The sequence below is a fragment of the Nocardia crassostreae genome (assembly GCF_001613405.1).
Taxonomy (GTDB): Bacteria; Actinomycetota; Actinomycetes; order Mycobacteriales; family Mycobacteriaceae; genus Nocardia; species Nocardia crassostreae.
Window position 1 is genome coordinate 262,979 of the sequence record NZ_BDCH01000019.1, and the last position, 11,963, is coordinate 274,941.

15 protein-coding genes are annotated in these 11,963 nt (G+C 67.1%); 1 reads left to right on the plus strand and 14 read right to left on the minus strand.

Annotation, left to right across the window (positions count from 1 at the left end):
- Positions 1–81 precede the first annotated feature (81 nt).
- The 12 genes from NC4_RS20095 to NC4_RS20145 all read right to left on the minus strand — a co-directional run bounded on the left by NC4_RS20095 (position 82) and on the right by NC4_RS20145 (position 8,858).
- Positions 82–711, minus strand: coding sequence for a TetR/AcrR family transcriptional regulator (locus NC4_RS20095; protein ID WP_067540627.1), 630 nt, complete (start codon positions 709–711; stop codon positions 82–84).
- A 4-nt stretch (positions 712–715) separates the two neighbouring features.
- Positions 716–1,321 carry a TetR/AcrR family transcriptional regulator gene (locus tag NC4_RS20100; RefSeq protein ID WP_067540630.1) on the minus strand — a complete coding sequence of 202 codons (606 nt, stop codon included), beginning with the start codon at positions 1,319–1,321 and terminating at the stop codon, positions 716–718.
- Between the two features lie 40 nt (positions 1,322–1,361).
- Positions 1,362–1,820 carry an SRPBCC family protein gene (locus NC4_RS20105; RefSeq protein WP_067540634.1) on the minus strand — a complete coding sequence of 153 codons (459 nt, stop codon included), beginning with the start codon at positions 1,818–1,820 and terminating at the stop codon, positions 1,362–1,364.
- Positions 1,821–2,174: 354 nt separating this feature from the next.
- Entirely contained in the window at positions 2,175–3,725 is a 1,551-nt protein-coding gene (locus NC4_RS20110; RefSeq protein WP_084529445.1) for a flavin-containing monooxygenase, read from the minus strand.
- A gap of 30 nt (positions 3,726–3,755) precedes the next feature.
- Positions 3,756–5,210 carry an MFS transporter gene (locus NC4_RS20115; RefSeq protein WP_067540637.1) on the minus strand — a complete coding sequence of 485 codons (1,455 nt, stop codon included), beginning with the start codon at positions 5,208–5,210 and terminating at the stop codon, positions 3,756–3,758.
- Between the two features lie 78 nt (positions 5,211–5,288).
- Positions 5,289–5,861, minus strand: coding sequence for a TetR/AcrR family transcriptional regulator (locus NC4_RS20120; protein ID WP_067540640.1), 573 nt, complete (start codon positions 5,859–5,861; stop codon positions 5,289–5,291).
- A gap of 50 nt (positions 5,862–5,911) precedes the next feature.
- Complete coding sequence (locus tag NC4_RS20125) at positions 5,912–6,880, minus strand: radical SAM protein (RefSeq protein ID WP_067540643.1); 969 nt, start codon at positions 6,878–6,880, stop codon at positions 5,912–5,914.
- Between the two features lies 1 nt (position 6,881).
- A complete protein-coding gene (locus NC4_RS20130) occupies positions 6,882–7,397 on the minus strand; it encodes a VOC family protein (protein WP_067540646.1) in 516 nt (171 codons plus the stop codon).
- Between the two features lie 48 nt (positions 7,398–7,445).
- On the minus strand, positions 7,446–7,622 hold the full coding sequence (locus NC4_RS40345; protein ID WP_157554943.1) for a VOC family protein: 177 nt from the start codon (positions 7,620–7,622) through the stop codon (positions 7,446–7,448).
- Between the two features lie 23 nt (positions 7,623–7,645).
- Entirely contained in the window at positions 7,646–8,029 is a 384-nt protein-coding gene (locus tag NC4_RS20135) for a VOC family protein (protein WP_067540649.1), read from the minus strand.
- Between the two features lie 44 nt (positions 8,030–8,073).
- Entirely contained in the window at positions 8,074–8,472 is a 399-nt protein-coding gene (locus NC4_RS20140) for a nuclear transport factor 2 family protein (protein ID WP_067540652.1), read from the minus strand.
- Positions 8,472–8,858, minus strand: a complete 387-nt coding sequence (locus NC4_RS20145; protein WP_067540655.1) for a VOC family protein — start codon at positions 8,856–8,858, stop codon at positions 8,472–8,474. Before NC4_RS20145 ends, NC4_RS20140 begins: the two co-directional genes overlap by 1 nt.
- A 228-nt stretch (positions 8,859–9,086) precedes the next feature.
- Here NC4_RS20145 and NC4_RS20150 point away from each other — a divergent pair, with 228 nt between their 5' ends.
- Entirely contained in the window at positions 9,087–10,223 is a 1,137-nt protein-coding gene (locus NC4_RS20150) for a winged helix DNA-binding domain-containing protein (protein ID WP_218021238.1), read from the plus strand.
- Here NC4_RS20150 and NC4_RS20155 read toward each other — a convergent pair.
- Together NC4_RS20155 and NC4_RS20160 are read right to left on the minus strand one after the other, a co-directional pair.
- The gene (locus NC4_RS20155; protein ID WP_218021239.1) at positions 10,118–10,879 is read right to left on the minus strand and encodes an aldo/keto reductase; all 762 of its coding nucleotides are present in this window, start codon (positions 10,877–10,879) and stop codon (positions 10,118–10,120) included. The genes NC4_RS20150 and NC4_RS20155 overlap by 106 nt on opposite strands.
- A 53-nt stretch (positions 10,880–10,932) precedes the next feature.
- Positions 10,933–11,937, minus strand: a complete 1,005-nt coding sequence (locus NC4_RS20160; protein ID WP_157554945.1) for a DNA-3-methyladenine glycosylase family protein — start codon at positions 11,935–11,937, stop codon at positions 10,933–10,935.
- Positions 11,938–11,963: the final 26 nt, after the last annotated feature.

Sequence of the window (11,963 nt, forward strand, 5' to 3'; positions counted from 1 at the left end):
GCGCCGCGCTGGGAACTCAGCCCCCTTCAGCCCCACCTCTCGGAGCGAACTGTACCGTTGGCGGCTGAAACGCTTTACGGCTCAGGAGAAGTCGGTGAGCAAGTGGTCGAGCAGGGCGACCACGCGGGGGATGTCGAAGTGCTCGGGGTCGTCGAGGATGAGGCGAGCGCCGGTCTGGATGAGGCCCTGCACTATCCGGACCAGGACATCGAGATCGACCTCGCCGGCCTCGGCGGGATGGCGCGCCAGCCACTCGCCGAAGGCCCGCCGCAGCGGTGCACGAAGTTCGTCGCGCGCCAGGGCGACTCGATCCCGCAGCGCCGGCGGGACGCCGTCGATCGGGAAGTAGACCAGCCGCCAGGTGTCCGGCATGGCACGCACCTCGCACAGGAAGCGCTCCAGTCCGGCGCGCAGGGCGGCGGCGGGATCGGCGTCGGGATCGTCGAGTCCGGCCGTAGCGCGGTCGACGGCCACCGCCATGCGGGCAGTCTCGCGGCGAATGAGCTGGTCGAGCAATTCCGCACTGCTGCCGAAGGAGTCGTAGACGACCGGGCGCGACACCCCGCCGCGCTCGGCCACCGACGCGATGCTCACCTCGCCGAACCCACCCTCCGCAACGATCCGCAGCGCGGCGTCCAGCAGCTGCTCGCGGCGGTCGGCCGGGGACAGGCGCTTCGGGTAGCGCCGCTTGGCTGTTCGGGTCCCGGACATGGCACTATCCCCGCTTTTCCGGCGCGGCCGAAACGGTGCGCCGCGCCAGCCAGCGCAGCGTCTTGGACACCGCCTCCCGGCTGTCGTCGCGATCCGGTTCCAGCACCAGCCGAGCCGCGGTCTCGCTGACCGAAAACGCGGCGTGGCTGAGCAGTTCGGCGTCCACCTCACGCTCTTGGAGGGCGGCGGCCATGGTGATCAGCGCCTTGCTGCGGGCCCGCACCTCGGCCTTGCCGCGTTCGACGCGCTCGGACGTGCCAGACGGCGCGCCCTCGGCGGGCATCAGGACGAACCGGACACTCTGCGGCATGGACAGCACCAGATCCAGATAGGCGTCGGCCAGCCGCACGGCGAATTCGGCCGGATCGGCGTCCGGTGGCAACTCGGGCATCGACGCCATCGCCATGTCCAGCACCCGCCGCTCTTCGCGGTCGACAAGGGCGGCGAAAAGCTCGTCCCGGTCACCGAATTCGGCGTACAGCGCGGGGCGGGTCAGCCCCGCAGCCCGCGCGATGGCATGCATGCTCGCCCCGGCGAACCCATCGCGCACGATGAGATCTCGTGCCGCGTCGAGGATCTGCTCGCGACGCGCCGACACCAGCTCCTCCATTTCCGCAGTGCACAGACCCGAACGGCCCGGTCGCGCCAGTCTACGCATCTGTCCGGGCCCGACCGTGCCATCGCCGCGCTTCCCGGGCCACGCCGCGCACCAGGAATCCGATCACGAAACGGCTTCCGGCCCGCACCAGGGTTTCCGGCAGCGGGAAGGGCGGCACCACTTCGTGGCGGTAGTCCATCCGGGTGCCCCCGGGCGCGGCCGATAGCTCCACCTCGCCGTGGATGTCACCGGGCAGCCCGGACACGATCCGGTAGGCGAACCGGCTCGGTGCGCGGTATTCGGTCACCTGTTCGCGCACGGCGGGAAACCGGCGCCCCAGGGTGTAGACGACCCGCACCGCACCGACACCATTGGGCGCGGGTTGTCCTTCGCATTCCAGGTCCACGGCCCGCAGCGGCGTGATGTCGGCGTAGCCACGATGATCGGTCAGCACGTCGAATACCACTTCCGATGGGGCGGCAATGATTTCGGTGATTCGGGCGATAGCCATCGAATGTCCCTTCTATACCACGGCGTGCTGCCGCGGCGAACGCGCTCCGGTATCTGTCATGGCGTAACTCCTCGCCTTCCACCCGAATATTACAGTGATGTTTTGATTCGACCGGGCCAACCCGCGCGCTTTCGTGTCTTCACCAGTGCGCCAATTCCAGCCCCTTGACGCATTCTCCGCTCGCAGGCTGACCATCTGGGCCAAAGTGCGGGCTTGGACACCATCTGGGGAAGATCGTTTGCGATGCGGTCGACGGTGCAGCGGATCGTGACAACGGCCGGGTCGGTCGAGAAGTGGCCATCGAGTCCAGTAGCGACAGCCTGAACGCAGGTTCGCATCATCCGGGGGTTGCTGTCAGCCAGCCCCCCAGGTCAGCGGGTATGAGAGCGGCAGTCGATCGTGGGTCCGCCGGAGGTCGTAGTCGCGTGGGTTGGGGGTCGCGGTGAGGCGGTTGCGGTGGTCGGCAGGCGTCCAGGGCCAGAGTTCGGGGTTTCCGTTCTGGTCGAGGTACCAGCTGGAACAGCCGCTGGTCCAGACTGTTCGGGGTAGGGCGGCGCGGAGTTCGGCGTTGTAGGCGGCGGTGGCGCGATGGGTGGGGGCGACGGTGTCGAAGAGGTTGTCGCGCCAGCGGTCGATCCAGGCGAGGATGTGCTGGGCCTGTGATTCGGCGATGGGGACGAGGGAGTAGTTGCCGACGGGGCTGTGGGGGCCGAGGAGCATGAAGAAGTTGGGGAAGCCGGGGAGGGCGACGGTGAGGTGGGCTTTCGGGCCGGTGCGCCAAGCGGTTTCGAGGGTTCGGCCTTTGGGGCCGATCAGTCGCAGGGGGCGCAGGTAGGCGTGGGCGTCGAAGCCGGTGGCCAGAACGAGGGCATCCAGGGTGTGCTGGGTGCCGTCGGCGGTGCGGATGCCGGTGGGGGTGATGCTGTCGATTCCTACCGTTTCTACGTGGACATGGTCACGACTTACGGTGCGGTAGAAGCGGTCCGAGACGATCATGCGGCGGCACAGGGGTTGATAGGAGGGTGTGAGTTTCCGGCGGAGGTGGGCATCGCCCACGGTGCGCAGGCTGGCGGTCAGGGCGGATCCGAGTAGGCTTCGTCGCCAGCCGGGTTGGATGACGGCCCGGGAGAAGAATCCCAGGGTGGCGTCGGATGCTCTGTACGCGAGCCGGTTCAGCCTCGGCCACCTGCGCTGTGCGTGTACGACGGTGCGAGGGATGCGTGGATTCGGCAGTGGCAGAATCCAATTGGCACTGCGTTGGAACAATGTCAGATGTCCGGCTGTATCGGTGAGACCGCAGATGACTTGTACGCCAATGGATCCGGTGCCGATGACGCCGACGCGTTTGCCTGTGAGGTCGATCGAGGCGTCCCAGCGGGCGGTGTGCAGCATGGGGCCCTCGAAGGTGTCCAGTCCGGGAAGGTCGGGGATTTTCGGGACTCGCAGGATTCCGGTTGCGGCGATGAGGAAGTCGCAGTGGGCGATCGCTCCGGAGGAGGTGTGTAGCTGCCACCGGTCGTGTTCGAAGCGGGCTTCGGTGATCTCGGTGCCGAACCGGATGTGGCGGCGGATATCGAATCGATCGGTCGTGCGGCGTAGGTAGTCCTGGATCTCGGGACCGGGCGCGAACAGGTGGGTCCAGTCGTTGTTGGGTGCGAAGCTGTATTGGTAGAAGTGCGCGGGGATGTCGCAGGTCAGTCCGGGATAGGTGTTGTCGCGCCAGGTGCCGCCGACCTCGTGGGCCTGCTCGTAGATGGTGATGTCGTGAATTCCGACCCGGCGCAGGGTGATCGCCATGCACAGTCCGGACATGCCTGCGCCGATGATGGCGACCGCCGACTGACGCCGGATGAGCGTGGCGCTGGTGCGGGCGAACAGGCTGAGGTATGGCTCGTCGATGTGCATGGCGACCTCCTGCGGATGGTCGGGGTGGGGTCAGGCGACGGCTGCGGTGGCTGCCGGGTCGTGGCGGAGGGCGCGGGGCAGGGCGAACAGTGCCGCGATGGCGATGCCGAAGCCTGCGGCGACGTACCACAGGGAGTAGCCGAATGCTTCCAGCATGGTGTGGCCCGCGTCGAGGCGGCCGAAGAACACCAGCGAGGAGATGCCGATGCCGAGTGCGGAACCCAGTTGGGCGACGGTGTTGAACAGGCCCGAGGCCGAGCCCGCGGATTCGTGCGGCACCGTGGACAGGGTCAGGTCGGCGAGCGGGGCGATGATGAGGCCGAAGCCGATGCCCATGAGGGTGATCGGAATCGCGTTCTGCGCCAACGTCATTCCGGTGCCGTCGTGGGCGACGAAGGCGTGGTAGAGCAGCGCGCCACCCGCGGAGATGACCCCGCCGATCTGCAGCACGGTCCGGCCGAAGCGCGGCACCAGGACCTGGGTGGACACGGCGGCGCCCACCATGAGCGCGAGCGAGAGCGGGATGCCCGACAGGCCCGCCTTCAGCGGCGACCAGCCGAGGCCCAGCTGCAGGTAGAGGGTCCAGGCGAGGAAGAAAATGCCGGAGGTGAGGCCGAAGCACAGCTGCACGGCCATTCCGGCGGAGAAGGTGCGCGCCCGGAACAGGGTCAGCGGCACGAGCGGCTGGCCGCCGCGGGTCGCGAGGCGATTCTCGTGGACCATGAACAGCGCCAGCACGGGCGCGGACGCGATGAGCATGACGATCGACCATGCGGGCCAATCGAGTTCGCGCCCCTGTGTCAGCGGCAGCATGAGCAGGAACAGCCCGGCGGTGACCAGCGCGACGCCGAGCAGATCCAGATGCGTCGCGTGCTCGGATTTCGAGTCACGCACCACGAGCGCGGCGGCGATCAGGCCGATGACGCCCAGCGGCAGGTTCACCAGAAAGATCGGCCGCCAATGCAGGTCGAACAGGTTGGCCTCGACCAGCGCCGCGCCGATGAGCGGTCCGGCGACGGTGCCGAGTCCGAGGATCGCGCCGTAGACGCCGAACACCTTGGAGCGTTCGTTCTCGGGGAAGGTGACGTGCACGACCGACAGCACCTGCGGCACCATCAGCGCCGCACTCGCGCCCTGCAGGATACGGCCGACGAGCAGCATCTCGGGCCCGGTGGCGATGCCGCAGATCAAGGACATGAGGGTGAACGCGGTGACGCCGAGCATGAAGATCTTCTTGCGGCCGAACATGTCACCGAGGCGTCCTCCGGTGATCAGGCCGAGCGCGAATGCCAGGGCGTAGCCGCCGGTGATCCACTGGATCTGTGCGGAGGTCGCGCCGATGTCGCGGACCAGGTTCGGGATCGCGATGTGGACCACGGTAACATCCACCGTGTCCATGAATGCCGCCGCCAACAGCACGGCCAGGGCCACCCATCGTCGCGGGTCGGCCTGCACACGTTCTTCGGAGATGCCGGTGATTGTCATGCACCGAAGGTAGGAGCCTATTAGGACACCGAAAGTCCTGTTAGCCAGACCGTTGCCATGTGAGCTGGATTACATCGGTCACGGGCGATCGGTGCGCACCGCGTAGTGCAGGACCGCGGCGACCTCGTCGCGCGTGGGCGGGGTGTGCGAGGCCATGCCGTGCAGGATCAGCCCGGTCATGGCGATCGTCGCCGCACGAGCCGCGACCGGCTCGAGGTAGGGGGCCAGCGTCTCGAGCGACAGTTCGGTGAACCGCTGCGCGAGCGGCCGCAGACCGGGGCGGCGAGCGGCGGCGACATACAGCTCGAATTCGAAGGTCTGCCGCTCGTGCTCCTCGCCGAAGCAGCGCATGACCGCGTCCACCAGCGACTCCACCACCTGATGCGGGGTGTCGTGGCCGTGCTCGGCGACCCAGTCGTTCAGGTATTGGGCGTATCGGTCGACCATGCGCTCGACCGCGGCGCCGATGAGGTCTTCGCGGTCGGCGAAGTAGTAGGTGGTGGAGCCCAGCGGGACCCCGGCCTCCTCGGCGGCGGCGCGATGGGTCAGTCCCTCGACGCCGCGCTTGGCGAGGACGCGTTCGGCGGCCTCGGCGATCACCTCCCGGCGTGGCTTGTCGGTGTGGCGTCGGCGCTGCGTGGTCGGCGGCATGGAGCCCTTTCGTTGTGTACAGGTGTACAGCCCAAGCGTACGTAATGGCCTCAGAGCAGCCGCACTTGACGCGGCGGCTCCGGGGGCCGGGTCGATCGTGCGGCGATGTAGTCCGACCACGCCGGGAGGCCGTGCGCCCTGGCTCGGGCGTTGACGTGGTCGGTGACGCGCCGAATGTAGTCCTCGGGCATGGCCGGCTGTCGGCCGTAGCTGTCGGTCAGCCGCCGAGCCAGCCGCGGGGGCAGGTCAGCGGCCGCCCGCCCGAGGAACCAGGGCCGCAGCGCGGCTTTGAGACGCATGACATCAGGAAAGACCACTCTCGCACCGGCTTCCACGCAGGCGTCGACGAGCGCGTCCAGCGCGTCGGGATGATCGCCGACGTGCGGGATGATCGGCGCGATGAGCACACCGGCGGGCACTCCGGCGGCGCTGAGTGTGCGAATTGTGTTGAGCCGGGCGCGCGGTGGCGACGCGGCGGGTTCGAAGGCTCGCCGGATCCGGTCGTCGAGGGCGCCGAGCGAGGTCATCACCAGTACTTGCGAGCGCTCCGCCGCGCGGGCGTACAGATCTGTATCCCGGGCCAGCAGTGCGCTTTTCGTGGTCGTGGTGAAGTTGATCCGATAGTCGGCGAGGATGCGCAGGATGTCGGGCATGAGGCGATACCGGGCTTCGGCGCGCTGGTAGCAGTCGGTGGAGGTGCCGATCATCCCCCAGTCGCCCTGCGCTCTCCCTCGCCGCAATTCGGTGCGCAGCACCTCGGCGGCATTGATTTTCACCACGATCTGGCTGCTGAAGTCCTCGGTGATGCCGAATCCGAACCGTTGATGCCCGGTGCGGGCGAAGCAGTAGGTGCACGCGTGCGCGCAGCCGCGATACGGATTCATCGTCCACGCCATGCCACCGGCGGGCGCTCCGGCCATCCGGTTGAGCATTGTCCTTGCGCGTATTTCGTGGAAGGTCATGCCCCCGAACGCGGCGACGCGGCCGCGTTCGGGGTCGTCGACATCGAAGAGCGCCACGTCACATTCCGGGATTGGAGAACAGCTCGAAGCGGTTGCCGTTCGGATCGATGATCCGCACGTACTTCAAGCCGTCGGGTGTGCCGTCGGGACCGAATTCGATGGTCGCTCCGTATTTTTCGGCCGTGTCCGCCAGCGCGGGCACGTCACCGACCAGGAAGGCGGAAATCAGGTAGTCGGCGCCGTTCGGGCGCAGGTCGTACATGCCGCCCGTAGGCCACTGCGGTCCGGTGAAGATGTTGTAGTACTGCTTGCCGTCGGCGTTGGCATCGAATTCGAAGCGCCAGCCGAAAGCTTCGGAATAGAACGCCCGGGTTGCCTCGGGGTCGTTGGTTCCGATCTCGAACCAGACCATCGATCCGCGCACCGGACGGAATTCGGCCGGAGCCACAGTGTCCGGCGCGCCAGCCAGTGTGAAGAGATTGCCCCGCGGGTCGCCCAGCTCGAAGGAATTCTCGGTCGGCGCGGAAACGAATGTCGCGCCGAACCGCCGCAGCCGCGCACAGTCGTCATCCACATCCGCTGAGGATATGGCGACGCGCAGATATTCACCGCCGGTGCGGTTTTAGACGATCGCGCCCATCGGCGATGCCGCGCCGGGCGCGAAAATCAGCAGTTCGTCGGTGCGCGGTTTCGGTTCGAAGGTCCAGCCGAGCAGCCGCCCGTAGAACTTCTCGACCGCGGCGGCATCGGGGGTGACGAATTCGAACCAGCACACCTGGCCGAACGACGATGCGTTCATGGCATTGACCTCCTCGGTCGTGGTCAGTTCGGGGTCGGGGGCTTCTGGTTGACGCCGATGACATAGCCATCGAGGTCACGGAAATAGAACATGCTCATTCCGTTGTGCTGGGTGAGCGGTTTGACGATCTCAGCGTGCTTGGAGAAATGGGCGTACACCGCGTCGAGGTCATCGACACCGAGGTAGTGCATGCCCGCGCAACCGATGGGGGTGTCGGCCAATACCGGCAGCCAATTCTTCAGATCGGCGTTGAGGTAGATCATGGCGCAGAATTCGCCCTGATAGAACATCAGATGAATGTCATCACCGGGTCCCGCGGTGCTGGAATCGAATTCGAATCCGAGGGTCTTGTAGAAGGCCATGCTCGAGGCGGTGTCCTTCACGCTGAGGCAGGGTGCGAGTGTCATTGTCGTGCTCCTTCTCTAGTGGTCGAAACCCGTTGGGGGAATTGCTATTTGTACCAGGTGACGGGTGGCGTGTGAATGCCGGGTTGCAGCAGCAGGTAGTCGCGCACATTGGTGGCCGACCCGTCGGCGGTGTGCTCCTGCAGGCTCACCCCGGCCAGGGTCAGCTCCGAGCCGTCCAGGCCGTAACTGGTGACCCAGTACTCCACCGCGGAGCTGTGCCCGCGGGTGTAGGGCGTGCCGAATCGCACGTCGTAGCGGGCGATGTGCGGGAAGATCCCGGCCAGATTCGCCACCCGCGCGGCCCGCCCGTGCACGACCTCCTGAAATGGATTCTGACCGAGGCAGTCGGCGGCGTAGCGCTGACCCATGCGGTCCAGATCCATAGCGCTCCAGGCGCTTTCGTATTCCTTGGCCCATTGGGCGGCCGTCTGGACGATATCCATCACCACTCCTTTCGAACCTGCTGTTTCGGGCTGACGCCGATGACGTAGCCGTCCGGATCACGGAAGTAGAACGCCGGTGGACCACCGGCCGCGGTGCGGGCGACCTCCTTGACCACCTCCACGTGCGGGCGAAAGCGCGCGACGGTCGCCTCGAAGTCGTCGACCCCCAGGTAGAGGGTTCCGAACTTGCCGACCGGCGTGTGCCGGTGCGGTGCGAGCCAGCCGCGCAGGTCCTGTTCCCGGGTCAGCATCAGCGCGAAGTCGCCGTCGTAGAGCAGCACCCTCGGTCCGCCCGTCGCGGGCAGCGCGGTGAAGCCCAGCCGGGTGTAGAAGGCGATCGACGCTCGCGTATCGGTCACTCCGATGGTCGGCGCGATGGCGTTCACAACCCCTCCTCTCACACTCGTCGCGATATTTGCGAACTGGTAGCTGAAATGAATGTACACATGTACTGTACAGTTATACATACTTTTTCGGCGAGGCAGGAGACATACCAGGTGAGCGTGCGAAAAGTGCCGCTGACAGCGCCTGTAATCACCGGCGACCAGCGACGTGCGCGGCTGATGAGCACGCTCATGCCTACGGTTCAGCGTCGAGCCTCGACCACCTGCGAGGTGGCTGCTGACATGGTGGCCCTGCACGCCACCGATCCGGCGTCGGTCTATCTCGCGGCGGCGGCCAGGCTGGCGCAGCCGTGCCATGCGGAGATCGAGCGGGCGCTTTACGACCGCGACCGTCTGGTGCGCATGATCGCCATGCGCGGCACACTGTTCGCCACCTCGACGGCGTCCGCGCCGATTCTGCTGGCCGCAACGAGCCGTGCCCAGGCCGCCACTCGCGCCGCAGGGCTGGCCCGAGTCCTCGAGGCATCCGGTCTCGACGCCGCCACGACGGCCACCGGCGTGGTTGGTGACATCCTGGCGCTGCTGGGTGAGCGGGGCACGGCGACCACGCGCGAGATCGCCGCCGAGATCCCCTCGCTGCAAAGGCAATTCGTGGTTTCGGTCGGAAAGTCCTACGAGTCCCGGCGCAGTCTGGCGACCGAGGTGATGTTCGCGCTCGCCGCCGACGGCGCGGTGGTGCGCGCCGAGCGCCGCGGCGAGTGGACCAGCAATCAGCATGCCTGGGCCCTCGCACCCGACCTGCCCGAGATCCCCGTGCGCGAAGCCCGCGCCACACTGGCCCGGATGTGGCTGACCGCCTTCGGGCCCGGCACGGTCGCCGATATCAAGTGGTGGACGGGATGGACGGTCACCGACACCCGACAGGCCCTGCGCGATATCGAGGCGGTCGAGGTCACCCTCGACGGTCGCCCCGGTCATGCCCTGTCGTTTCATCTCGATCCCTTCGATCCGCCGGCGCCGTCGGCGCTGCTGCTGCCCGCCCTCGACCCCGTTCCGATGGGATGGCGCGAGCGCGAGTTCTACCTCGATCCCGCACACATCCCCGCGTTGTTCGACCGCATGGGCAATATCGGCCCGACCATCTGGTGGAACGGCCGGATCGTCGGCGGCTGGGCCCAGCGTCCCGATGGCAGCCTCGCCACCCACCTGCTCTCCGACCCCGGGGCTGATGGCCGCCGCGCGATCGATATCGAAATCGACCGCCTCACCACCTATCTCGACGGCCGCCGGTTCACCCCGGCCTATCGCACCCCGCTCGAGCGTGAACTCGCCGCGAGCGTGCCACGTCCGAGAGCATCGATCTCTGCCACGTCTTCTGGAGTCAGGCGCAGCTCGAGTGCCCGATAGTTCTCGATGATCCGTTGCGGATGAACGGATTTCGGAATGACCGGGATGTCGTGGGCGAGGTGCCAGGCGAGCACGACCTGAGCCGGGGTCGCCGCGCGCCGCTCGGCGATCGCGACCAAGGTCGGATGATCGAGCGGCGGACAGCGCAACGGACTGTGCCCCTCCAGAACGATCTGGCGATCACGGTGGGCCGCAATCAGTTGCGCGTCGTACAGCACCGGATTGAAGCGGATCTGGTTGACTGCGGGCCGCTGTCCGGTCGCGGCGGTGAGCGCGTCCAACTGTTCGACACTGTGGTTGCTGACGCCCACCGACGCAGCCGCGCCGTCGGTCGCGGCTGCCAGGAATCGTTCCCAGACTCGGGCATTGTCCGCGGCATCGCTGAGCGGAAAATGCATGAGCCACAGGTCGACTCGATCCACGCCCAGCCTCCTCAGGCTCGCGGTGAGCGCCTCGAATTCCCCGCCCACCTCTCGTTGGGCGTATTTCGTGGTGAGGAACAGGCTGTCGCGGTCGATTCCGCTGTCTCGAATGGCGCGCCCGACCTGTTCTTCATTGCCGTACAGCCTGGCGGTATCGATATGCCGGTAGCCGGCGTCGAGCGCCGAGCGCACCGCGCGATAGGCGTCCTCGCCCTTGGCCTGCCAGGTGCCCAAACCCATTCGAGGCAGCGTCATTACGGGTCCTCCCTGGTGTTGTCGAGGCATGGTCACATCCGGATCTCTGCGGTAAGCCAGTCGATGGGCTGGTCACGGTGTCGCAGGAACAGGTCTTCGAGCAGGTAGTCACCGGCCAGGGCGCGCCAGCGCCCGTAGCGGTCGGTCATATCGGCGACGATCTGCTCACCCGGGGCGGTGTCAGTGCCGTAGAGCAGGTGGGCATAGAGCTTGGCGTCCCACGGCGGCACCACGTCCAGGGAGTCGTAGTGGTGGAAGGTCTGGAACAGCAGATAGCCCACCGACGCCGGGCCGATACCGTAGAGCTTCAGCAGCGCCTTACGCGCCTGGGTGCGGTCCATGGCGCGCAGGGCGTCTTCGTCGAAGCCGCCGTCGAGGACCGAGTCGGCGATGCGGACAAGGGATTTGGCGCGGTAGACGAGCTTCATCGCCCGCAGGGCGCTCTCGCCCGCTGTCGCGATATCTCGCGGCCGCCAAAACGCGTGCAGCTCTTCGCCGTCGAACCGCACCCGCGTGCCGTGGGCGTCGAAGACCGCGCTGACCATCCTGCTGATGCGTCCGGCCGTGGCCATCTGCAGCAGCGCCAGCACGCTGACCCACTCGTAGAGTGAGAAGGCGCAGCTGACCCGCATGCCGCCGATTCGCTCGAGCGGCCCGGCCAGCAGCGGGTCGTCGGCGAAGCGGCGGCGGAACCAGGACAGGTCGGGGTCGAGGTCGTAGCGCCACCGCAGCTCGTCGCCGAGTGATTGAAGCACCGGCTCGGGGAGCGCGTCCTCGGCGAACACTGTCACGCCCAGCTTGGGGTCCTCGCGGGTTCCGTTGTCGTCCAATCGAATTCCCAGCACGCGCCCGGACCATCGGATTGTCTGCCAGTGCACGCCCGGCTCGTGGTGGTTGGTGGGGTCCGGCAGCGTCGACGGCTTCGACACGGTGGCGTCGAAGTCGAACGGAGCGGGCGGACTCAGCGTGAAGTGCGCGCACGCGGTGAGCGCTGCCGGGTCACTGATGGTCGATGCCATTGCCATTGCCATTGCCATTGCCTTCGCCTTCCGAGGAGTCGATG

Coding starts and splice junctions, on each gene's coding strand:
- NC4_RS20095 (WP_067540627.1), bottom strand. CDS start 711: ATGTCCGGGACCCGAACAGCCAAGCGGCGCTACCCGAAGCGCCTGTCC.
- NC4_RS20100 (WP_067540630.1), bottom strand. CDS start 1,321: ATGGAGGAGCTGGTGTCGGCGCGTCGCGAGCAGATCCTCGACGCGGCA.
- NC4_RS20105 (WP_067540634.1), bottom strand. CDS start 1,820: ATGGCTATCGCCCGAATCACCGAAATCATTGCCGCCCCATCGGAAGTG.
- NC4_RS20110 (WP_084529445.1), bottom strand. CDS start 3,725: ATGCACATCGACGAGCCATACCTCAGCCTGTTCGCCCGCACCAGCGCC.
- NC4_RS20115 (WP_067540637.1), bottom strand. CDS start 5,210: ATGACAATCACCGGCATCTCCGAAGAACGTGTGCAGGCCGACCCGCGA.
- NC4_RS20120 (WP_067540640.1), bottom strand. CDS start 5,861: ATGCCGCCGACCACGCAGCGCCGACGCCACACCGACAAGCCACGCCGG.
- NC4_RS40345 (WP_157554943.1), bottom strand. CDS start 7,622: ATGAACGCATCGTCGTTCGGCCAGGTGTGCTGGTTCGAATTCGTCACC.
- NC4_RS20135 (WP_067540649.1), bottom strand. CDS start 8,029: ATGACACTCGCACCCTGCCTCAGCGTGAAGGACACCGCCTCGAGCATG.
- NC4_RS20140 (WP_067540652.1), bottom strand. CDS start 8,472: ATGGATATCGTCCAGACGGCCGCCCAATGGGCCAAGGAATACGAAAGC.
- NC4_RS20160 (WP_157554945.1), bottom strand. CDS start 11,937: ATGGCAATGGCAATGGCAATGGCATCGACCATCAGTGACCCGGCAGCG.